The organism is Candidatus Providencia siddallii (assembly GCF_964026685.1).
Classification (GTDB): Bacteria; Pseudomonadota; Gammaproteobacteria; order Enterobacterales; family Enterobacteriaceae; genus Providencia_A; species Providencia_A siddallii_A.
The window spans coordinates 437,374-459,893 of the sequence record NZ_OZ034688.1 but is presented as its reverse complement, the minus strand read 5'-3'; the positions used below and the strand labels follow the sequence as shown (position 1 = coordinate 459,893).

The following is a 22,520-nucleotide window of genomic DNA, read 5'->3' as shown; positions in this document are numbered from 1 at the left end:
TTTTAAAAAAATATTTTTTCTTAAAAATAAATTTATTATGTTAATTTGATAATATCATATATTTCTTGGTTAAATATTTTTAAAAATTAAAAAAATAATTTATATAGTTTTATATTATAAAATAATTGGATGTAAATAATTTGTTACTGATTATTTAATAAATTTAATATGTTTAAATATAATTAAATTATATAAATTAAAATTATAAAATAATTTATTTTTATTTTTATTTTTTAACTATATTATAAATAATTTTATAGTAATTATATTTTATATAAGGAATAGTATAATGAATAGTAGAGTTATGATTTTAAAATCACTTGAAAATTATGGCATTTTAAACGTAAAAGAAATAATTTGCAATCCTAGTTATAAATTTTTATTAAAGGAAGAAACAAAACCAGAACTTAATGGATTAGAACGTGGAACAATAACAACTTTTGGTGCTGTAGCTGTTGATACAGGAAAATTTACAGGTCGTTCTCCGAAAGATAAATATATTGTATATGATGATATAACTAAGGATACTATATGGTGGACTGATAATAATAAAATAATAAATGACAATAAATCAATATCAAAAGAAATTTGGATGAAATTAAAATGTTTAGTATGTAAACAATTATCTAATAAAAAATTATTTATTGTAGATGCTTTTTGTGGTGCAAATATAGATACTCGTTTAAAGGTTAGATTTATTACAGAAGTAGCATGGCAAGCTCATTTTGTAAAAAATATGTTTATAAGACCGAATAATAAAGATTTAATTAATTTTAAACCTAATTTTATTGTTATGAATGCATCTAAATGTGTAAATCCAAACTGAAAAGAACAAGGATTAAATTCCGAAAACTTTATTGTTTTTAATTTAACAGAGCGTATGCAACTTATAGGTGGTTCTTGGTATGGTGGCGAGATGAAAAAAGGAATGTTTTTTATTATGAATTATTTGTTACCGTTAAAAGGAATAGCATCAATGCATTGTTCTGCTAATGTTAGTAAAAAAGGTGATGCAGCAATTTTTTTTGGTTTATCAGGAACTGGTAAAACAACTTTATCTAATGATTCTAAACGAAAGTTAATTGGTGACGATGAACATGGATGGGATTGTAATGGTGTATTTAATTTTGAAGGAGGTTGTTATGCAAAAACTATTAATTTATCTAAAAAAAATGAACCAGATATTTTTAATGCTATCAAACGAGACGCTTTACTAGAAAATGTAATAGTTTTATCAGATGGATCTGTTGATTTTTATAATAGTTCAAAAACAGAAAATACTCGTGTTTCTTATCCAATCAATTATATTAAAAATATAGTTAAACCTATATCTAAAGCAGGACATCCAACAAAAGTTATTTTTCTAACAGCTGATGCTTTTGGGGTACTTCCATTAGTATCTATTCTAACATTAGAACAAACACAATATTATTTTTTATCTGGATTTACATCAAAAATAGCAGGAACAGAATGCGGTATTAAAAAACATATGCCAACTTTTTCTGCATGTTTTGGCTCAGCATTTTTATCATTGCATCCAATACGATATACTGAAATATTAGCAAATCGAATGAAAAAAGTAAACGCAAAAGCTTTTTTAGTTAATACTGGTTGGAATAACAAAGGTGAACGTATTTCAATTAAAAAAACTCGTATGATTATTGATTTAATTTTAAACGATAACATTGAAAAATTTGGTGTGGATATTTTACCAATTTTTAATTTAATTATACCAAAAAAAATATTTGGTATTGAAAAATATTTTTTTGATCCACGTAGTAGTTACAAAAATGAATCTGAATGGATTGATAAAGCTAAATATCTAGCTAAATGTTTTATTGATAATTTTTATAAATATACTGATTCAATAAAAGGGAAAATGTTGATTAAATTTGGTCCACAAATATAATATATTAATCATATTAATTTATATTTAAGTTTTAATATATTTTGTTGATTATTTTATTAATATAATGAAAATATAATTAATTTAATATTAATTTTTTAATTATAAGAAATATTTAATTTTATAGACAAAACATAATATTTATATAACATGTTATTAAATTAACAATTAATTAAAATTGTGTATTTTAATTAATTGTTAATTATTTTTCAAAAATTGAATTTGTGAAAATTTTATATGTAGTAAATAATTTAAAATTTTATTTTTTTATTTTTTATAAAATAATATAAAATAATAAATATTAAATAGTTTTATAAAAATTTTATTAAAAAAATAATTTCGAAAATAATTTAATTATTAATATCTAATAAATAGTGTATTTAAAACTTATGTTTCATTTTTTTATTAATTTGGAATTTCATACATGTTTACTAATAATTTTAGTACTATTATTTGTATTATTTTATGAAGCTATCAATGGTTTTCATGATACCGCAAATGCGGTAGCTATTATTATTTATACAAAAGCAATGAGTGCTAGATTAGCAGTTATTATGTCTGGAATTTTTAACTTTTTCGGTGTTTTATTAGGTGGATTAAGTGTTGCATATGCTATTGTTCATTTATTGCCAACTAATTTTTTATTTAATGTAACTCCTTTTTATGGGATAATAATGTTGTTTTCATTATTATTATCAGCTATTGTTTGGAATTTAGCTACTTGGTATTTAGGTATTCCTGCATCAAGTTCGCATACTTTAATTGGTGCTACTATAGGTGTTTGTATAACTAATTCTATAGTTACAAAAGTATCAATTGTTAATGCTTTAAATATACCAAAAATGATTAATATTCTTATATCATTAATAATTTCTCCAATTATAGGTTTTATAATATCTTCTTTTATAATTTTTATTTTTCGTTTTTATTATGAAAAAATTAAAAAATATCATACTAATTATTTAAAAGTAAATAAAGATAAAAAAAAATATGATAAACATAAACCTACTTTTTGGATTCGTATAGCACTTATTTTTTCTGCTATTGGTGTAAGTTTTTCTCATGGAGCCAATGATGGACAAAAAGGCATAGGTATTATAATGCTTGTATTAATTTGTATAGCACCTTCAGATTTTATTATAAATATAAATTCCAATAAGAATGATATTACAAAAACTTATAATGCAATTGTTTGTATGCAACAATATCATTTAATTCATAATTTAAAATTTGATAGTAAAATAAAAAAATCTTTAAAAGATAACAATGAAATTAAAAATTTTATATATAAAATAAATGATGTTAATGTGGCAATAACATCTATTTTAAATCAAGCTCAAAGTTTGTTGGTTAATATCAAAAATTATAATAAATTAACATTAGAACAAAAAAAACATGTTCGTAGTTTATTAATATGTATATCTGGTATTGCTAATTTTATTGCTAATTTACCAGAAACTAATGATAAAGATTCAAATTTATTAAAAAAGATTAGCTTTGATCTTTTAAAACCTATTGAATATTCACCACTTTGGATTATTATTATTGTTGCTTTATCATTATCTTTTGGTACTATGTTTGGTTGGAAAAGAATATCTATTACGATTGGTGAAAAAATAGGAAAAAAATGTATTACTTATGCACAAGGAGTATCTGCACAATTAACTGCTGGTGTTTCTATTGGTATAGCTAGTTATACTGGTATGCCGGTATCAACAACACAAGTTTTATCTTCTGCAGTTGCTGGAGCAATGTTAGCTGATGGATATGGTTTGCAAATAAAAACTGTAAAAAGTGTCATTTTAACATGGTTGTTAACATTACCAATGTCTATTTTATTATCTAGTATATTATATTGGATTTTATTACTGTTTTGTTAATAATTAAATTTAATTTAATTATTAACAAAATTAATATATAATTTTTATTATAATTAATAGTATTAATAAGGAAACATGTTATGTATTATAAACATATACTTGTTGCTATAGATTTATCCCCTGATAGTGAAATTTTAATTAAAAAAGCTATTTCTATAGCAAAACCTTATCAGTCTAAAGTTTCAGTAATTCATGTTGATATTAATTATTTAGCGCCTTATACTGGAATAATTAATATTAATAAAAAAAATATAAAAAAAGATAAAAATAACTATACTAATAATAGTATATTTAAAGATTTAGTGATGAAATCTGGATATTGTATAGAAAAAATATTAATTGCTAATGGTGATTTATGTCAAGTTCTTGAAGACGTTGTAAAAAAATATAATATAAATGTTGTAATTTGTGGACATCATCAAGATTTTTGGAGTAAATTGACATCATCAGCTCGTAAATTAATTGATAAAATTCAAGTAGATATATTAATTGTACCTTTAAATGTTTAAAATTGTTTATTTTATGTTTTTTAAAAATATTTTATATAAAAAAATATCATATTATATTAATATGTGTTTAAGTGTTTATGTTTTATTATTAAATATTTTAAAATGTAAAATAAATTTATTATATAGGATATATAAATGACGTATTCATTGTCTTCATTTTTAGAATATACACAAAAAAAAGATCCGTTTCAAAATGAATTTTTACAGGTGATAAGTGAAGTTTTTTCTTCGATTTGGCCATTTTTAGAACAAAATACTAAATATTGTGATAAAGGTTTATTAGAACGTTTTGTAGAACCTGAAAGAATTATTCAATTTCGTGTTGCTTGGGTTGATGATAAATGCAGAACAAATATTAATAGAGCATGGCGTGTACAATTTAATTCTGCAATTGGTCCTTTTAAAGGAGGTATGAGATTTCATCCAACTGTTAATTTATCAATTTTAAAATTTCTTGGATTTGAACAGATATTTAAAAATGCATTAACAACTCTTCCTATGGGTGGCGGTAAAGGTGGTTCTGATTTTAATCCTAAAGGTAAAAGTTCAAATGAAATAATGCGTTTTTGTCAATCATTAATGATTGAACTTTATCGTCATTTAGGTCAAGATACAGATATTCCTGCAGGTGATATTGGAGTTGGAATTCGCGAAATAGGTTTTATGGTAGGAATGATGAAAAAATTATCAAATAACACATCTTGTGTTTTTACTGGTAAAGGATTATCATTTGGAGGTAGTTTTATTCGTCCTGAGTCAACTGGTTACGGATTAGTTTATTTTACTGATGTAATGTTAAATAAACATAATTTAAATTTAGAAAATATGCGTGTATCAGTATCTGGATCTGGTAATGTAGCTCAGTATACTATTGAAAAATGTATAGAATTAGGTGCAATAGTAATTACTGCATCAGATTCTAATGGTACTGTAGTAGATAAAGATGGTTTTACACTTGAAAAATTATTACGTTTAAAAACAATTAAAAATAGATATGGACGTATTGAAGAATATTCTAAAGAATTTTCGTTAAAATATTTACCTAATCAAAAACCGTGGTGTGTTCCTGTAGATATAGCGTTTCCATGTGCTACTCAAAATGAAATAGATATAGAAGATGCAAAAAACTTAATTAAAAACGGCATAAAAGCTGTGGCTGAAGGCGCAAATATGCCAACTACTGCATTAGCAGTTAATTTATTTTTAAAATCTGGTGTATTATTTGCTCCAGGTAAAGCTGCAAATGCTGGTGGGGTAGCAGTTTCTGGGTTTGAAATGGCTCAAAATTCTTCTCGTTTAAATTGGGATGCTAAAAAAGTTGATTTATATTTAAAACGTATTATGTTAAATATACATGATCAATGTGTTAAATTTAGTGATAAACAAAATAAAATTAATTATATTAAAGGAGCTAATATTGCAAGTTTTGTAAAGGTAGCAGATGCGATGATTGAACAAGGTGTTTTTTAAAAAAATTTAAATATATTTTATATATATTATGTATTAATATGTTAATAAAAATATCAATTTTATAACATAAAATTGATATTTTTTATTTAAACAGTATTTTCGTATTTAAAATAAATGATATAATTATTTTTATTAATTAAAGTACATTTTTACAATTAAATTTATGAAAAATCTCTTTTAAGCATGATATCATTGATTCTTGACTTTTACGTAACCATACACGAGGATCGTAATATTTTTTATTTGGATGGTATAAATCTTTTGTAGTACCTAATTGTTTTTGTAAATATTCAGAATTTTGTTTATAATATTTTAAAGTACCGTGCCAAAATGCCCATTGTGTATCTGTATCTATATTTATTTTAATAACACCGTAACTTATTGCTTCCATAATTTCTTTATCACTTGAACCAGAACCACCATGAAAAACAAAATTTAAACTATTTTTAGGTAAATTAAATTTTTTAGAAATATATTTTTGTGAGTCAAATAAAATTTTAGGTTTTAATTTAATATTACCTGGTTTATATACACCATGAACATTACCAAATGATGCAGCAATAATGAAATTATTACTAATTGTATGTAATTTTTCATATGCATATAAAACATCTTTTGGTTGAGTATATAATTCTGAATTATTTATTATGTTATTGTTTATTCCATCTTCTTCACCACCTGTACAACCTAATTCAATTTCTAATGTCATATTGATTTTACTCATACGCATTAAATATTTAGAACAGATTTCAATATTTTGATATAAATTATTTTTAGATAAATCAATCATATATGACGAAAATAATGTTTTTCCATTTTTTGCATAATATTTTTCATCTGCACTTAATAAACCATCAATTCAAGGTAATAATTCATATGGGCAATGATCTGTATGAATAATTACTGGAATACAATAATGTTTAGCCATTTGATGTATGTGATTAGCACCAGAAATAGCACCAGAAATAGCTGATTTTTGATCTTTAGTTTTTAATCCTTGACCCGCAATAAAATTAGATCCTCCATTTGAAAACTGAATTATAACAGGTGCTCTCATTTCAGAAGCAGCTTCAAGTGTTGCATTAATTGAATCTGTATTTACACAATTTATAGCTGGAATTGCAAAATTATTTTCCTTTGCAAATAAAAAAATTTTTTGTATATCATATCCAGTAACTACACCAGGTTTAATAAAATTTAAAATTTTAGACATGTAGAATCCTATAGTTTATATTTTTTAGCACATTTTTTTAACATTGTAATAGTTGGTAATTTTTTTTTTGTAATAAATTCAATAAAAGCACCACCACCAGTTGATATATATGAAATTTTATTTGAAATATTAAATAATTCGATTGCAGCTAAAGTATCACCCCCTCCTGCAATAGAAAAACCATTATTTTCAGCAATTGCTTCTGCTAATGCTTTTGTTCCTTGACAAAAATTAGGAAGTTCGAACATTCCTAATGGTCCATTCCAAATAATAGTTTTTGCTTTTTTTATAATTTTTACTATGTTTTCTATTGATTCATCTCCTAAATCTAGGATTTTATCATTATTTTTAATTTCAGAATTTTTTTTTGAAATTGCTATTGCATTTTTTGAAAATTTATTTGTTACTCTAACATCATTTGGAATGATAACTTGGCAATTTTTTAATATTTCTTTTATTTTTGAAATCATATTTTTTTCATATAATGATAGTCCAACATTATTTCCTTTTGCTGCAATAAAAGTATTAGCTATACCACCGCCAACAATAAGTTGATCTACTTTTTTAGATAATGAATATAATGTTTTAAATTTACTAGAAATTTTAGAACCTCCTACAATAGCAACCATAGGTCTTTCAGGGCAAACTAATGCTTTATTTAAAGCGTTTAATTCATTACATAATAAAATCCCAGCACAAGAAACAGGGGAATATTTTGCAATATTATGTGTTGAAGCATGAATACGATGAGATGTTCCAAAAGCATCTAATACATAGATATCACATAATGCAGCATATTGTTTTGCTAGTTTTATATCATTATTTTTTTCTCCTTTATTAAAACGAACATTTTCTAAAAAAAATAGTTCTCCATTATTAATATTAATTTTATTTAAAAAGTTTTTTTCAAAAAAAACATGATAATTCGTATTTTTTATAAACCAATTTACAATTGGTTTCATTGAAAAATTATGATTATATTCACCTTCAATAGGATTTCCTATATGGGAAGCTACAATTACTTTTGCTTTTTTTTTAATAGCAAAGTCAATTGTTGGTAATGATGCTAAAATTCGTGCATCAGATATGATTTTATTATTTTTTATTGGTACATTTAGATCAGAACGGATAAAAACTTTTTTTTTCGTTAAATCTAAATCAGTCATTTTTATTATAGACATTAAAATTATCTTTTTTTTATTTTTATATTTTTTTATTTATTATATTTTTTATTTTTAATACAATAAATAAAACTATATTTTTTGTTATTATAACGAAATGAAGTTTACAGTTAAATTAATAAAAAAATAATTTTATAAAAATATTTTTAAATTTTATATAAAATATATAATTATATATTTTATATTCTACGATATAATTTATAATTATATAAAAAATTTTGTAAAAATTTTAGTTTTATATAATAATTTTATATTAATTTATTTTTTATAAATATAAAATATTAATTTTATTTGTTTTAAGATAAATTTTTATATAGATAAATCCTCTTAGTTAAATGGATATAATAAACTCTTCTTAATAGTTTTTTGTAAATTTGATTACTATAAAGGATATTATTATGTTAATTTTAAAATGTTAAATATTCTTAAAATATTTTTTAATTAAGTATTAAGAACTAATTATCAGATATTAATATTAGATGAAATATTATTTATAATTATTTTTTTAATATTTAAAAATATAAATATATTAACTAATTGGGTCGTACAGGATTTGAACCTGTGACCAATTGATTAAAAGTCAACTGCTCTACCATCTGAGCTAACGACCCATTTATATACTTTGTTTGTTATATTAATGTAATATATATAATAAACATTATTTTATATAAAAGATTACTTAATATATTTTTTTATATTTTGATATTATTTTATTATGGGCGATACTGGATTTGAACCAGTGACCCTCTCCTTGTAAGGGAGATGCTCTTCCATCTGAGCTAATCGCCCTATTTATTAAAATTTATTATTAATAATAAAATGTTTATAGTCAATATATTTTTTAATTTATTTTTTGATAAAAAATAAATTATTTTAGTTTTATTAGATAAAATAATTTTTATATATATTTTTTTTATAAAAAATTTTTATATAAAATTCATTTTTAAAAAATAATTTTTTATTTTATTTATTTAAAATATATGAATGTTATTTCATTGTAAAATTTTGTTTTTTAAAAAATATAAAAATAATATTTTATATTATAAAATATTTTATAAACATAAGGAATATTTTGATGAAAAAAGTTAAAACTCGTTTTGCACCAAGTCCAACAGGTTATTTACATATTGGAAGTATTCGTACAGCTTTGTTTTCTTGGTTATTTAGTAGACAAAATCAAGGAGAATTTATTCTACGTATAGAAGATACAGATTTAAAACGTTCAAATCAAAAATCTATTGATGTTATTATAGATAGTATGAATTGGTTAAATTTAAATTGGGATGGAGAATTATTTTATCAAACTAAACGATTAAAACGTTATAATGAAATTATTGAACAAATGTTAAATAATGGTACTGCTTATCGTTGCTATTGTTCAAGAGAACGTTTAGAAAATTTGCGTAAAAAACAAATATTAAATAATAAAAAACCTCGTTATGATGGATTTTGTCGTAATTATGTAAATGATAATTTTTTAAATAAATCATATGTTGTGCGTTTTTTAAATCCTGATAAAGGCTCGGTTATTTTTAATGATAAAATTCGCGGTTTTATTGAATTTAAAAATCAAGAGCTTGATGATTTAATTATTCAACGTTCTGATGGTTCTTTTACATATAATTTTTGCGTTGTAATTGATGATTGGGATATGAATATTACTCATGTTATTCGTGGTGAAGAACATATTAATAATACTCCTCGTCAAATTAATATTTTAAATGCATTAAAAGCTCCTATACCTGAATATGCTCATGTTTCATTAATTTTAAATGATGATGGTAAAAAATTATCTAAACGTAATAATACTGTTAGTATTTTACAGTATCGTGAAAATGGATTTTTACCGCAAGCTATATTAAATCATTTAGTTAGGCTTGGTTGGTCACATGGTGATCAAGAGATTTTTAGTCTTGAAGAAATGAAAAAATATTTTAGTATTGATGATGTTAATAAATCATCTAGCTCATTTAATTTTAATAAATTATTATGGTTAAATCATTATTATATTAATACATTACCATCTGAAGAAGTAGCTAATCATCTAAAATGGCATATAAAAAAACAAAATATTGATATAAATGATGGGCCGAGTTTAATCGAATTAGTTAATTTATTTAAAAATCGTTGTAAAACGTTGAAAGAAATGGCTAAATCATGTATTTATTTTTATGAAGAATTTAATGATTTTAATTTTGATGATGCAAAAAAATATTTAAATAAAACATCATATATTTTTTTAGAAGAAATAAAAAGCAAATTAAATTTAATTAAAGATTGGAATCATAAAAATATTGAACAAGTAGTAAAAAATGCTGTTATTAAGTTTAAAGTTAGTATGGGTAAAATTTGTATGCCATTACGTATAGCAATAACTGGAATTACTAAAACACCTAATTTGTATATTATTATTTATATAATTGGTAAATTTCGTTCAGTTTCTCGTATTGAAAAAGCATTAAATTTTATTTTAAATAAAAAATTATGATTTTTAAAAATATTTGATTAATTATCGAATATAATAAGATTATTTTTAAAATCTATAATTCAATTAAAAGAAGATTTACATAAAATACAAAGTATAAGCGGTTCAAATCCGCTTAGCTTCATACAAATTAATTTTAATATTAATATTATTGTGTACATATAAGATATATTATTTTTTTATATTTTTTTAAAATAATTTATTTTTTAAAATTAAGTAATTGAATTAATTCATTTTCATCAATAATTTTAATACATTGTTTATTTGCTATTGATAATTTAATTTTAGAAGGATTTTTCCCAATAATAATTAAATCAGTATTTTTAGATATTTTATTTGAGAATTTTGCTTTTAACAAAAGTAATTTATTTATTATTTGATTTCGTGTAATTGTTTTTGTTGATCCTGTTAATACTACATTTTTATATATAAATTGAATATTAACATCTTGTTTTTTTAAAAGTTTTTTTTCAGGCCAATAAATTTTTGATTTATATATTAAATTATTAATTATAATTTGATTATTTTTATTTTTAAAAAAATTTATTATATTTTTTGAAACTATATCACCTATATTAGGTATATTTTTTAATGAAATTAAATCGGCATTCATAATTGATTCTAAAGTAGAATATTTTTCAACTAAATTAGCTGCAGTTGTTATACCAACTTTTTGAATACCTAACGAATAAATAAATCTTGTTAGTGTTGTTTTTTTTGATTTTTCTATTGAATTAATTAAATTTTGTCCAGATTTTATATCAATACCGTTAATTTTAGAAAAATTATCAATAGTAAGTTGATATAAATCGACTGGTGATTTTACGATTTCTTCTTTTATTAATTTTTTTATGATTTTTTCTCCTATGCCAATTATATTTAATGCTTTACTAGAAACAAAATGTTTTAATGCTTGTTCGCGTTGAGCTTTACAAATTAATAATCCTGTACAACGAAAAAATGCTTTTTCTTTTTTTATTTCAGAAGCACACACAGGACAATATTTTGGGAATATAATTTTTTGATTATTATATTGACGTTTATTTAAAATAACATCAGTTATTTTAGGAATTACGTTTCCAGCTCGTTGTATTACAACAGTGTCACCAATATGAATATTTAATTTTTTTATTTCGTTTTCGTTATATAATGAAGCATTTTTTATGATTACACCATCAATTTCTATTGGATCAAGTTTTGCTACTGGAGTTATTATTCCAGTTCGACCAACTTTAAAAATTACATCTTTTAATAATGTATTTTTTTTTTTTACAGGATATTTAAAAGCTATAGCCCATTTTGGTGCTTTTGATACAAAACCGAGTTTTTTTTGAAAAAGTATAGAATCAACTTTTATAACTACACCATCAATATCAAAATTAAAATCATTTTTAATTTTTTTAATTTTATAATAAAAATTCAATGCTAATTGGTCTCCTGTTAGTAATTGAACATATTCATTAACCGGTATACCCCATGATTTAAATTTCATTAGTCGTTTATAATGACTATTTGGTAAATTATCATTTTCTATAAAGCCATGTCCATAACAATAAAAATTTAATGATCTTTCAGCTGTTATGGAAGGATTATTTTGTCTAATAGAACCTGCTGCAGCATTTCGTGTATTTGAAAATGTTTTTTTATTAGCTTTAATTAAATTTTTATTTAAATATTCAAAATTATTTTTTGGCATAAATATTTCGCCACGAATTTCTAATAAATTTGGAATTTCATCACCTATCAAAAATATAGGAATACTAGGAATAGTTTTTATATTTGTTGTTACATCTTCTCCAATAAACCCATCTCCACGAGTAGAAGCTTGTATTAATTTTTTATTTTTATATAATAAATTTATCGCTAATCCATCAAATTTCAATTCACAACAAAATGATATTTCTGTTTTAATGTTTAATCGATTTTTTATATTTTCATTAAAATTTAAAAATTCTTTATCATTAAAAACGTTATTTAATGATAACATTGGGGTTTTATGGTAATTTTTATTAAAGTTAAGTGATGGTGATGCACCTATAGTTTTAGAAGGAGAATCTTTTGTTATTAGTTCAGGAAAAGATTTTTCAAAAATATTAAGTTTTCTTAATAAGGTATCATATTCATGATCAGATATTTTTGGATTATTAAGATTATAATATAAATAATTGTGATGTTGTATTAGTTTTTTTAAAATTTTAATTTTATTTTTTATTTTTTTAATGTTTTTATTCATAAATATTTTTATATAAAATAATTATTATTATATATTTTATAATAGTATTTTCAATATAAATATTTTTATATTTTTTTATTTTAAATAATTTATTTTATTATTAAATATTTTTATTTATTAAAGCTATACATATGATAGAATTATATATAAATATTTTTTTATAAAACAGAATTAATTTGATATTTTAAATATTTAAACAATAAAATTGTTATGTAAATAATATTTTTTTAAGATATAAAAAATTATTTTAAAAAATATATTTAATATAATTTAACATTTAAAACAAATATTTTTTAATAAATTAAATATTTTTAAAATAAAATATTAATAAAATATTTTATTAAAAAAATTAAAATAATAAATAAAAAAAATAAAAATAATTTTATATGAAATTTTATAGTTTTTTTTAAAAAAATACTTTATAATATTAAAACTTATATTATTTTATATATTGTGTTGAAAATATATTATTAAGTAATTAATTTTAAATAAATATAAACAATAAATTAAATATTAATTAAATTTATTTTTTAATAAAAATAATAATTTTATAAATATTATATTAATATTTTATTATATATAAAAAATTTTTTTTAAAATTATATTAAAAAGAGAAAAAAATAAAATGAAAATTATGTCAATAGTAATTTCATTAGAACCTGCAGATGAATATTTAAAGAAGAAATCATTATTAAGTTTTGGAATTAATAATATAAAAATACATTTAAAAAATGAAAATGAATTACATAAATTACAAATAGCAGGACGTAAAATTGATGATTATGGTATATATAATGTTGCTTTAATTGGTAAATATTGGAATTTAGAAAATTGTTGGGCTTTTTGGCAAGGTTATCGTTCTCCTAAAAATATTAAAACTATAAAATGGCCTCAATTATTAGAATCGGAATATATTGAATTAAATAATCGCGTTCGTATTATTGATTGGGTGCGTGATATTATTAATTTATCATCTAATGAATTAGGACCCGAAAAATTATCTGAAAAAACAATAAATTTATTGAATACTATTACTTTACAAAAAATTAAATGTAATATAATTAAAGGAAAAGATTTATTAAAGAAAAAATATATTGGTATTTATGCTGTTGGTTGTGCTTCAAATAGAGATCCTATATTTTTAACTTTGGATTATAATCCACATAATAGTGTTGATGCTCCTGTGTTTGCATGTTTAGTTGGAAAAGCTATTACTTTTGATTCAGGTGGGTATAGTTTAAAATCGTCGTCTTCAATGAAATCAATGAAAGCAGATATGGGGGGGGCTGCAATTTTGGTTGGAGCATTAGCTCTTGCTATTACTCGTGGTTTTAAAGAACGAGTTAAAATATTTTTATGTATAGCTGATAATATGATTAGTGGCAATGCATATAAATTAGGTGATATTATTCATTATCGTAATGGAAAATCAGTTGAAATTACAAATACTGATGCAGAAGGAAGATTAATTCTTGCTGATGGTTTAATTGATGCTAGCAGAGAAAATCCATCAATAATAATTGATGCTGCGACATTAACTGGTGCAGCAACTGTTGCAGTTGGTAATGATTATCATGCTATTTTTTGTTTTAATGATAATTTAATTAAAGATTTTATAAAATCTTCTAATCAAGAATATGAATTATTTTGGCGTTTACCTTTAGATAGTTTTCATCGTAAACAACTACAATCTAATTTTGCTGATTTAAATAATGTTTCCGTTCAAAATACTGCTGGGGCGAGTACAGCTGCTGCTTTTTTATCTTATTTTGTAGAAAAATATCAAGAAAATTGGATTCATATTGATTGTTCTGCATCATATTGTGAATCACAATCTAATTTATGGTCTGTTGGTGCAACTGGAATTGGTGTTAGAACAATAGCAAATTTTTTAATAAATAAAGCGAAATAAAATCAATATTTAATTATAAAAATTATTTTGAATTTTTTTAAAAAAATGGTTTTTAAAAATTAAAATAATTAAAATTTATAAATTATTTTTAATAAATATTATATTAAAGTTTTTTTAAAATTTAAGATAATAAATACTGTAAATTTTAACTATCACATTAATTTTAAGAAATGTTTTTATTATATAAAGTATACAATATATATATTAAAATTAAAGTATATTATATTATTAATAAGAAAATATGTTTAAATTTTTTAAAAGTTGTAATTTATAATTTTTATATAAAAAAAATTAAAATTATGATATATAGCTGTATATAGTTTTATTTAAAGTTGTTTGTTATAAAAAATAATAATTTTATAAGCTTTATATATAAAAATTATAATTTAAATATAATTTTGTATAGATTATATCATTTAAAAACCATTAATAATAATTAATATCTTAATAATTATTAATTATAATTGAATTCTAAATTTTAGAATGTAATAATATATTATTATTGTATGAATTTTATTTTTTTTATTAAAAATAATATTTTACTATAGAAGTATATTATTATTAATAATAATTAATTTTTAATTTTACACAAAAAGATATTAAATGTATTATTTTAGATATTTTAAAAATAAAAATTATATTATTAAATAATTTTTTAAATTTAAAAATGTTAAAAATATAAAAATTATTTTTTATTTATTATTTTTTTATATAAAATATAATTTTTAATAATTGTTAAATATTATAACAAACAAAAATATTTTTTGCTATTAATTGAAATGATTTAAAATATTTTTGTTTAATATTATTTGTATGAAATATTTTAAAAATAATTTTCGTAATTAATTTAATTTTAATTATAAATTTATGGTGAAATATTGATGTTATAAATTAAAAAAAAATAAATAGTGTTATTGAAAAAATGATTATTAAAAAAGATATAAAAGATATAACAATTCTTACAATAGGTCAAAGATTATCTCAAGAACGTAAACGTTTAGGATTGACTGTTGAAAATATTGCTAAACAATTATGTCTCAAAACTAGTACTGTAAATGAGATAGAACAAGATATTCAACCTTACGGTGTTGAACCTACGTTTTTACGTGGTTATATACGTTTATATGCTCGTTTTGTAGGTATATCTGAACATGATATTAATATTTTATTAAATACAAAAAGTATTGTTGATATTTCATCTGTGCCATTAAATGACAAAAAATCTTTTATTTTTATAAAAAAATATAAACAATATAAATTTTATTTAATAAAAATTATATTGTTTATTATATTTTTTTTTATTATTGGAATCCATTTATTAAAATATTATAACAAAGAAAGTAATGTGTTATTATTTATGATAAATAATTATGAAAAAATAAGTTTAAAATATAATAAATCATTAGTTTATTTTTTTAATTCATTTTTTTCATTCAAAAATAAAAATTTAAAAGATATTTTTGGATATAATAATTTATTGGATGAAAAAATAACAAAAAAAAATTTAGATAATAAATTAATAAATTCAATAACAGAAATTACAGATAATATACAATATATAAAAGATAATGATATGTTATATGAAAACTCAAATTTATTAAATTTAAAATTTTTAGGAACATGTTGGTTAGAAGTACGTGATGCAAATAAAAAAATTTTATTTAGTGGTATAAAAAATAATGGTGATAAACTTGAGTTATACGGAATAATACCATATAGTTTAAATATAGGAGCACCTATTAATGTTATTATTTTTTTTCAAAATAAAATGATTAATTTTAATCATTCCATAAATACTAATCGCTCAATAAGAATCATTATACCATAATTTAAAATTATATATAAATATCATATTTTTAAATAGTTTTTATTTTTTAAAATTTAGGAACTCTTTTAAATGTGTAATAAATCATCAATAAAAAGACGAAAAACAATTCGAATTAATGTAGGAAAGATTCCTATCGGAGATAATGCTCCAATATCTATTCAATCTATGACTAATACAAAAACAATTGATATTAATACAACTATTAGTCAAATTAAATTGCTTGAAAAAGCAGGTGTAGATATTGTTCGTATTTCTGTTCCAACAATGGATGCAGCCGACGCTTTTAAAAAAATAAAAAAAAATGTTGATACCCCTTTAGTAGCTGATGTTCATTTTGATTATCGTATTGCATTAAAAGTTATTGAAAATGGTGCTGATTGTTTACGTATTAATCCTGGTAATATTGGTAATAAATTACGTATTCGTCAAATTGTGGATTGTGCTACTTATTATAATATTCCTATTCGTATAGGTGTTAATGCTGGATCTTTGGAAAAAGATATTCAAAAAAAATATAAAAAAAATACATCAGAAGCTATTGTTGAATCAGTTATAAAAAATATAGATCTTTTAAATAAATTTAATTTTACAAAAATAAAAGTTAGTGCAAAAGCATCTGATGTTTTTTTATCTGTAAATTCTTATAGAATTTTATCAAAAAAAATAGAGCAACCATTACATTTAGGTATAACTGAAGCTGGTAGTGTACGTATAGGTTCTATTAAATCTGCTATTGGTATAGGAATGTTATTATCAGAAGGAATAGGTGATACTTTTCGAGTTTCATTAGCTGCGAATCCTATAGAAGAGGTTAAAGTCGCTATTAATATTTTAAAATCTTTACGTATTCGTTCAAGAGGGATCAATTTTATTGCTTGTCCAACTTGTTCTAGACAAGAGTTTGATGTTGTAGGTACTGTGAATGAATTAGAAAAGCGTTTAGAAGATATTGTTGTTCCAATGGATGTTTCTATTATTGGTTGTGTAGTTAATGGATTAGGAGAAGCGAAAAATTCTACCATTGGTGTAGTAGGTATAAAAACAAAAAGTAGTTTTTATATAGATGGTATACGTCAAAAAGAACGTTTTGATAATAATAATATTATTGAAAATCTTGAAAAAAAAATTAGATATAAAATTGGTTCATTAAAATAAAAAATATTTTATAAAAATATTTTTTTATAAAAAACTTTAAATATGAAATTAATTAAAAAATTAAATAAGATAATTAAAAGTGAAAAGAAATATTCAATCTATTCGTGGTATGAATGATTATTTACCAGCTACAACTAAAATATGGCAAAAAATTGAATTAATATTAAAAAATGTTATATCTAGTTATGGTTTTCATGAAATTCGTACTCCTATTTTAGAAAAAACAATTTTATTTAATAGAGCAATAGGTGTAATTACTGATGTTGTTGAAAAAGAAATGTATACTTTTAATGATCGAAATAATGAAAGTATTACGTTAAGACCTGAAAATACAGCTAGTTGTGTACGAGCATGTATTGAACATGGTTTATTACGTAATAATAATGAACAACGTTTATGGTATTTAGGTCAAATGTTTCGTTATGAACGACCACAAAAATGTCGCTATAGACAATTTTATCAATTTGGTGTAGAAGTATTTGGTTTATCTGATTTTTATATTGAGATAGAATTAATTTTAATTGTATCTCGTTTATGGAAAATATTTGGTATCGATAAAGTTTTAAATTTAGAATTAAATTCAATTGGATCATTAGAAACACGTATTAAATATCGTAGTATTTTAATAAAATTTTTTGAATGTAATAAAAATAAATTAGATAATGAATCTAAATCTCGTATATATAGTAACCCATTACGTATATTAGATTCTAAAAATCAAGATATTCAAAATTTATTAAATGATGCTCCTAAATTATTTAATTATATTGATTCAAAATCAAAATTTCATTTTAAAGATTTATGTAATTTATTAGATCTTGTTGGGGTTAAATATTATATAAATCAACGTTTAATACGAGGTCTTGATTATTATAATGATACAGTTTTTGAATGGGTAACAGATACATTTGGATTAAAAAAAACTATTTGTGCAGGTGGACGATATGATAATTTAATAAAAGAATTAGGAGGAAAAAAAACACCAGCAATTGGTTTTGCAATTGGTATGGAACGATTAATATTATTAATACAAGAAACAAATCCTAAATTTATTGAAAATTTTTCTGAAATTGATATTTATTTTGCTTCGTTTTGCAATAAAAATAACAAACATATAGCTATAATGATTTCTGAAAAAATTCGTGATAGTTTTCCTTCTTTACGTTTATTTATAGATTATTCTTGTAATAATTTAAAAAAACAATTATCTCAAGCTAATAAACAAGGAGCTAAAATTGTTTTAATTTTAGGTGAAAATGAAATTCAAAAAAATCAAATAACAATTAAAAATTTATATACAAAAATACAAAAAACTATTTCTCAAGAAAAAGTAATTTTATATATTTCTAAATTATTATATTAAAGGAAAAAAAATGAATTATATAAAAAAAACTAGTAATAAACACTGTTTTATTTATTATTGTTCTATATTAATCATAGGAATAATTATTTTTTTTATTAGTATGTTTTTTTGGAATTATTTTGAATCAGGTAAACATCAAAAATTACAATATAAAATAAAACAATATGAATTTTTAAGTTCACAATTATATAATAATAATTTAAAATACATTGAAATAAAAGAAAAAAATATAATTAAAAAAGATGATATTTATAGTTTTTTTATAGGTTTTGAAATAGCTAGATTAGCAGTTAATAACGGTGATTTTAAAAATGCAGAAAAAATTTTAGTTGAAATTTTATCTAATACTACAAATTTAATTATTAAAGATTTAGTAAATTTACGTATTGCAAGAATTAAACTTGAACAAGGTGATGCTGATAAAGCAATTTTTTTTATTTCTAATATTAAAAATAAATCATGGAAATCTATATCAAATATCACACTTGGTGATGCCTTTTTATTAAAAGGAGATAAAATAAATTCAAAAAAAACATATACTATAGGTTTAGAGAATGAAAATTCTAAATTCGTTAAAACTATTTTAATGTTAAAATTAAATCAGTTTTTTTAATTTCATTATAATTTTATAATTATGCAATTATATAAAAAAACTTTAATATTATCAATAATTTTTATTTTATTTATAAGTTGTTCTGTTAAGCAAAAAATTTTTTTATTTGAAAAATCTAAGTTTAATAGTTTATTTACACCAACTATATTATTTAAAAAAAAAATTAAAAATAAAACTAAAAATTTTTATTCAAAACTTTCTCCAGTATTGGAAGATTCAATTATTTATATAGCAAATCGTGAAGGTGTAGTAAAAGCATTCGAAATAAATAATAGCAAAGAACTTTGGCATATAGATTTATCAATTAATAATTCTTTTTTTTCTTCAAAAACATCTGCGTTACTATCTAGTGGTTTAACTATTTATAATAATAAAATTATTATTGGTACTGAACGTGGAATTGTTATTGCGTTAAATAAAAAAAACGGTCAAATATTTTGGAAAACTCAAGTTAATGGTGAAATTTTATCCAAACCTATTGTTTATAATAATTTATTAATTATATATACAAACAGTGGTCAATTACAGTCTATAGATATAAAAACTGGGAAAATAAAATGGACTGTAAGTTTATTTATGAAATTATTATCATTGCGTGGTGAATCTACACCAATTATTTCATTTGAAACTATAATCGTTTGTGGTGATGATGGTAGTATAAATGCAATATCTTTATCACAAGGAGAATTAATTTGGAAAAAATATATTTTTCAATTAATTAAAATGAATACTATTAACAAATTTAATGATATAGATTCAAGTCCTATTATTGATTATGGTAAATTATATGTGATTACCTGTGATAATATATTATTATCATTAGATATATTTTCTGGAGAAGTCTTATGGAAAAAAAATTTATCTTCAATAAATGATATGATTATTTCAGGTGAGAATATTTACATCATTGATTTAAATGATCGTGTGTTATCTATACGTAAAACAGATGGAAAAACTTTATGGATACAAGATAAATTAATAAATAATTGTTTATCTCCACCGGAAATGTTTAATGGTTATCTAGTTTTTGGCGATAAGGAAGGATATTTATATTGGTTGAATACTATTAATGGTAATTTTGTATCTATAAATAAAATAGATAATTCTGCAATTAAAATTCGTCCGATACAATTTGATGATAAATTGATGGTTCAAACAGAAAATGGCACTGTTTATTTATTAAAAATTTAATTTTTTATAAAAATAAAATTGATTATAATTACAAATATTATTTTATATTAAGGAATAACAATGATTCCTATATTAGCATTAATAGGACGTTCAAATGTTGGAAAATCTACTTTATTTAATTGGATTACTCGTACAAAAGATGCAATTGTATCTGATTATTATGGAGTGACTAGAGATAGAAAATATGGCAATTTCACATTAAAAGGAAAAAAAATTACAGTTATTGACACATGTGGTATTGATAATATAAAAAATATAAAAAATAATGAAATTATACAATCTTTTTTAGCAATAGAAGAAGCAAATATTATTTTTTTTGTTGTTGATGCAAAAGAAGGTTTAACATCAACAGATAAGGATATTGCAAAATATTTACATAAAACTAAAAAAAAAATATATTTACTTATTAATAAAGTAAATAACAATATTATTATTGATAATTTTTATACTTTAGGAATTAGTGATATGTATTATATTAATTCAGATAAAAAAAGTTTATTTGAATTGATTAAATTTTGTTTTATGTATTTTTTTAAATTAAAAAATCAACAAGTACTTTTAAATTTAAAAAAAGAATATCATAGAATAAAAAAATATAAAAAAAATAATAAAGATATTATATCGTATATAAAAATAGCAATTGTTGGAAAACCAAATGTTGGTAAATCTACATTAATTAATTATATTTTAAAAGAAAATCGTGTTATTACATCTGATATTCCAGGAACTACACGTGATAGTATTTATATACAAACAAATTATAAAAAACAAAATTATATTTTAATTGATACTGCTGGTGTTCGTAAACGAACTAAAATAACAGGGATAATTGAAAAATTTTCAGTATCCCAAACATTAAAATCAATTAAAAATGCTAATGTTGTTTTAATGTTGATTGATGCTTGTTTAGGTGTTTCAAATCAAGATTTATTGTTATCTAATTTTATATTAAAATCTGGTCGTTCTTTAATAATTGTTGTAAATAAATCAGATAAGATTAAATCTTTAAATTTTAATTTGATTAAAAATAATTTTTATTCACGTTTTAGTTTTATTGATTTTATAAGGATTCATTTTGTATCTGCTTTATCTGGAAAAGGTATAGATGATTTGTTTTTATCTATTAATGAAACTTATAGTTTATATAATAGTAATTATAAAACATCACTATTAACTCGTATTTTGAAAAAAGCTGAAGAAAAACATCCATTACCTTTTATTTATAAAAAAAAAATAAAAATGAAATATGCACATATAGGAAGTAGAAATCCATTTACCATAATTATTCATGGAAGAAAATTATATGATATACCTTGTAATTATAAACGTTATTTAATTTGTTTTTTTAGACGCTCGTTAAATATTTTTGGTTTTTTGATTACTATTTCTTTTAAAGAAAATAAAAATCCATATGTATATAAAATAAATAAGAATTATAAATAAAACATTATTTTTATAAATAAAAATAATGTTATTTTAACCTACGTTAATAAGATAAAGTAATAAAATTATTTTAATTGATTTTAATATTTTTAACTATTAGACTGTAATAATTTATATAATAAATTGTTATTTAATAAA

Annotated in this window: 15 protein-coding genes and 2 tRNA genes; 12 read left to right on the top strand and 5 right to left on the bottom strand. The window is 20.9% G+C overall.

Going from position 1 to position 22,520, the window contains the following annotated elements; translation table 4 throughout:
- Positions 1-289: 289 nt before the first annotated feature.
- The 4 genes from pckA (at position 290) to gdhA (ending at position 5,765) form a co-directional block, all read left to right on the top strand.
- A complete protein-coding gene (gene pckA / locus AAGD61_RS01945; protein WP_341764777.1) occupies positions 290-1,909 on the top strand; it encodes a phosphoenolpyruvate carboxykinase (ATP) in 1,620 nt (539 codons plus the stop codon).
- Positions 1,910-2,295: 386 nt separating this feature from the next.
- Positions 2,296-3,786 carry an inorganic phosphate transporter gene (locus AAGD61_RS01940; protein ID WP_341764776.1) on the top strand — a complete coding sequence of 497 codons (1,491 nt, stop codon included), beginning with the start codon at positions 2,296-2,298 and terminating at the stop codon, positions 3,784-3,786.
- 80 nt (positions 3,787-3,866) lie between these two features.
- A complete protein-coding gene (locus tag AAGD61_RS01935; protein ID WP_341764775.1) occupies positions 3,867-4,295 on the top strand; it encodes a universal stress protein in 429 nt (142 codons plus the stop codon).
- Positions 4,296-4,430: 135 nt separating this feature from the next.
- Positions 4,431-5,765: an NADP-specific glutamate dehydrogenase gene (gene gdhA, locus AAGD61_RS01930; RefSeq protein ID WP_341764774.1), complete on the top strand. Its 1,335-nt coding sequence runs from the start codon at positions 4,431-4,433 to the stop codon at positions 5,763-5,765.
- A gap of 136 nt (positions 5,766-5,901) precedes the next feature.
- Here gdhA and fbaA read toward each other — a convergent pair whose 3' ends face one another.
- The 4 genes from fbaA to AAGD61_RS01910 all read right to left on the bottom strand — a co-directional run bounded on the left by fbaA (position 5,902) and on the right by AAGD61_RS01910 (position 8,948).
- Positions 5,902-6,978 carry a class II fructose-bisphosphate aldolase gene (fbaA, locus tag AAGD61_RS01925; RefSeq protein WP_341764773.1) on the bottom strand — a complete coding sequence of 359 codons (1,077 nt, stop codon included), beginning with the start codon at positions 6,976-6,978 and terminating at the stop codon, positions 5,902-5,904.
- An 8-nt stretch (positions 6,979-6,986) separates the two neighbouring features.
- Positions 6,987-8,159, bottom strand: coding sequence for a phosphoglycerate kinase (locus AAGD61_RS01920; protein WP_341764772.1), 1,173 nt, complete (start codon positions 8,157-8,159; stop codon positions 6,987-6,989).
- 538 nt (positions 8,160-8,697) lie between these two features.
- Positions 8,698-8,770, bottom strand: a tRNA-Lys gene (locus tag AAGD61_RS01915).
- 105 nt (positions 8,771-8,875) lie between these two features.
- Positions 8,876-8,948, bottom strand: a tRNA-Val gene (locus tag AAGD61_RS01910).
- Between the two features lie 286 nt (positions 8,949-9,234).
- On the opposite strand from AAGD61_RS01910, the gene gltX reads away from it, so the two are divergent.
- Positions 9,235-10,668, top strand: coding sequence for a glutamate--tRNA ligase (gene gltX, locus AAGD61_RS01905; RefSeq protein ID WP_341764771.1), 1,434 nt, complete (start codon positions 9,235-9,237; stop codon positions 10,666-10,668).
- Positions 10,669-10,843: 175 nt separating this feature from the next.
- Here gltX and ligA read toward each other — a convergent pair whose 3' ends face one another.
- The gene (gene ligA, locus AAGD61_RS01900) at positions 10,844-12,877 is read right to left on the bottom strand and encodes an NAD-dependent DNA ligase LigA (protein ID WP_341764770.1); all 2,034 of its coding nucleotides are present in this window, start codon (positions 12,875-12,877) and stop codon (positions 10,844-10,846) included.
- A 634-nt stretch (positions 12,878-13,511) separates the two neighbouring features.
- Between ligA and pepB the strand changes: the two genes are divergently transcribed.
- The 7 genes from pepB to der all read left to right on the top strand — a co-directional run bounded on the left by pepB (position 13,512) and on the right by der (position 22,382).
- The gene (pepB, locus tag AAGD61_RS01895; RefSeq protein WP_341765300.1) at positions 13,512-14,789 is read left to right on the top strand and encodes an aminopeptidase PepB; all 1,278 of its coding nucleotides are present in this window, start codon (positions 13,512-13,514) and stop codon (positions 14,787-14,789) included.
- A 922-nt stretch (positions 14,790-15,711) separates the two neighbouring features.
- On the top strand, positions 15,712-16,617 hold the full coding sequence (locus AAGD61_RS01890) for a RodZ domain-containing protein (protein WP_341764769.1): 906 nt from the start codon (positions 15,712-15,714) through the stop codon (positions 16,615-16,617).
- A gap of 69 nt (positions 16,618-16,686) precedes the next feature.
- Positions 16,687-17,772, top strand: coding sequence for a flavodoxin-dependent (E)-4-hydroxy-3-methylbut-2-enyl-diphosphate synthase (ispG, locus tag AAGD61_RS01885; RefSeq protein ID WP_341764768.1), 1,086 nt, complete (start codon positions 16,687-16,689; stop codon positions 17,770-17,772).
- 79 nt (positions 17,773-17,851) lie between these two features.
- Positions 17,852-19,135 (top strand): histidine--tRNA ligase, encoded by a 1,284-nt coding sequence (gene hisS, locus AAGD61_RS01880; protein ID WP_341764767.1) that lies wholly within the window; start codon positions 17,852-17,854, stop codon positions 19,133-19,135.
- Between the two features lie 10 nt (positions 19,136-19,145).
- The gene (locus AAGD61_RS01875) at positions 19,146-19,748 is read left to right on the top strand and encodes a YfgM family protein (protein ID WP_341764766.1); all 603 of its coding nucleotides are present in this window, start codon (positions 19,146-19,148) and stop codon (positions 19,746-19,748) included.
- 21 nt (positions 19,749-19,769) lie between these two features.
- Positions 19,770-20,939 (top strand): outer membrane protein assembly factor BamB, encoded by a 1,170-nt coding sequence (bamB, locus tag AAGD61_RS01870; protein WP_341764765.1) that lies wholly within the window; start codon positions 19,770-19,772, stop codon positions 20,937-20,939.
- A gap of 60 nt (positions 20,940-20,999) precedes the next feature.
- Positions 21,000-22,382: a ribosome biogenesis GTPase Der gene (gene der / locus AAGD61_RS01865; protein ID WP_341764764.1), complete on the top strand. Its 1,383-nt coding sequence runs from the start codon at positions 21,000-21,002 to the stop codon at positions 22,380-22,382.
- Positions 22,383-22,520: the final 138 nt, after the last annotated feature.